A 1,925-nucleotide genomic window follows, 5' to 3' on the forward strand; every position below is an offset into this window, starting at 1 on the left:
GCCGTGCTCGGCGCGCCGATCTCAACCACGGTGATGGTGTTCGAGCTCACCGGCGGTTTCGAGCTCAGCCTGGCGCTGTTGCTCACCGTGGCCATTGCCAACGGCATCAACCAGATGATCCTCGGCCGCTCCTTCTTCCAGGCGCAGCTCGAATCCCGCGGCATCGTCTTGCATGAAGGGCCCCATCGCACGGTGATGCGGGACATCCGCGTGTCCGACATCATGCGGCCGCTGCAAGACGGCGATTCCGCCGTGCTGCCCGAAGGGGAGCGCGAGCGGGCGTTGCAGGCCGACGAGACCCTGGAGACGGCGTTGCGGGCTTTCGACACGATGGGTGCGGAGCGGCTCCCCGTGGTCGAGACGCACGACCGCAGCAAGATCGTTGGCTGGGCCAGCCAGTCCCGGGCGCTCTCCGCCTTCAACAAGGCGCTGATCGCGGCGAGCGTCGAGGAGCACCGCTAGACGTCACGTTGCGGGCGCGGGCGCGGGTTGCGGCGGGGGTTGCGTTTCCTCCGGGCCGTCGTCGCCTTGCCCGGGGTTCGCCGAGAAATAGGCAAACTTGTCGGGCGTGCCGTTGAAGGAATCCGCGTCCGGCGGCGGATCGCGCTTCACCGCGATGTTCGGCCAGATGTCCGCGTGCTTGGCGTTGAGCGTGAGGCACTTCTCGAGCCCGGGCTCGGTATCGGGGGAGATCGCCTCCGCGGGACATTCCGGCTCGCACACGCCGCAGTCGATGCATTCGTCCGGATGAATGACGAGCATGTTCTCGCCCTCATAGAAGCAATCGACCGGACACACTTCCACGCAGTCCATGTATTTGCACTTGATGCAGTTCTCGGTGACGACGTAGGTCACGGCGCGGCCCTCGGCCGGTCCTGCTCGGGCCTATAGAACAGCGCCAGCTGAAGGCTGGTGGCGATGCGCTTTGCCTTGTCCATGAAGGCGGCGACGGTCGTCTGGTCGAAGAGTTCGGCGCAAGTCTCGGCGAAGAGCGTGAGCCAGCGTTCGAACAGCGCCGGCGTGAGGCCTTGACGCGGCGGTGGGCGGCGACGGGATTGCCGTGATAGCGGCCCGAGGTGAGCATGATCGACGACCAGAAGTCGCGCATGGTCGATAGATGCGCGGGCCAGTCTTCGTCGGCGATGGCGCGGGCGAAGATCGGGCCGAGCTCTTCGTCCCGGCGCACCTTGGCGTAGAAGCGGTCGACCAGAAGGCGAATGCCGTCATCGGACAGCGCGGCGCGATCTGAATGCGCTTGTGCGCAATCGGTGCCGGGACAGTCGGTCATGGCGGATCTCTCCATGCTCCATGCAAGACAATGGCTCTTGCCTCCCTATTTAGGCAGACGGAGTGCAAAAAGCAATATTAAGAATATATGTTTATCGGCGGCGCGTTGACGCGGCGGGCGGCTAGCCCTTTGACGCCCGCGCTTTCTTGGCGGCGCGGCGGAGCTGACTGGCGACCGTCTTGGGGAACAGCGCGTTCAGCAAGAACAGCGCGCGGTAGGCCGCCGGCTTCACCACGAAGAGCTTCTTTCGGGCCGCGCCTCGAAGATGGCGTCGGCGGCTTGTTTTGGCGTGAGCGTCGGCATCAGCCGCGGATCGGCTTGGGGCACGTTCTTGCGGCTATCGGGGTTGTGCTCCCAATAGGGCGTGTCGACGGTGCCAAGGACCACGAGGGTGACGGCCACGCCGGTTCCCTTCAATTCGCTCTGCAAGGCTTCGGCGAAGCCGGCCAGGGCGCGGCGCGCGGCGATATAGGCCGACGCGTTGGGCCAGGCGAGATAGGAGGCGGGCGAGGTCACGAAGACGAGGCCGCCCGCGCCCCGGGAGATCATGGCCGGCGCGAAAGCGCGGGTGAGGTTGAAGGCCGCGAGATAGGGCACGTCGATCATCGCCCTGGCCTCTTCCGGGCTTGTGTCGACG

Annotated in this window: 4 protein-coding genes; 2 read left to right on the top strand and 2 right to left on the bottom strand. The window is 65.8% G+C overall.

Translation table 11 applies throughout. The annotated features are described in order from the left end of the window. The coding region (locus AUC71_RS03525; RefSeq protein WP_193427009.1) for a chloride channel protein at positions 1–462 on the top strand (462 nt) is incomplete at its 5' end. A 3-nt stretch (positions 463–465) separates the two neighbouring features. Here the strand turns inward: AUC71_RS03525 and fdxA are convergent. Further along, positions 466–855, bottom strand: coding sequence for a ferredoxin FdxA (gene fdxA, locus AUC71_RS03530; RefSeq protein WP_069623159.1), 390 nt, complete (start codon positions 853–855; stop codon positions 466–468). Positions 856–1,117: 262 nt separating this feature from the next. Between fdxA and AUC71_RS21765 the strand changes: the two genes are divergently transcribed. After that, on the top strand, positions 1,118–1,249 hold the full coding sequence (locus AUC71_RS21765) for a hypothetical protein (RefSeq protein WP_280139271.1): 132 nt from the start codon (positions 1,118–1,120) through the stop codon (positions 1,247–1,249). A 267-nt stretch (positions 1,250–1,516) separates the two neighbouring features. Here the strand turns inward: AUC71_RS21765 and AUC71_RS03535 are convergent. After that, positions 1,517–1,925 (bottom strand): SDR family NAD(P)-dependent oxidoreductase (locus AUC71_RS03535; protein WP_141701419.1); only part of this gene is annotated, 409 nt, incomplete at its 5' end.

Origin of the sequence: Methyloceanibacter marginalis (assembly GCF_001723295.1) — a bacterium.
Taxonomy (GTDB): Bacteria; Pseudomonadota; Alphaproteobacteria; order Rhizobiales; family Methyloligellaceae; genus Methyloceanibacter; species Methyloceanibacter marginalis.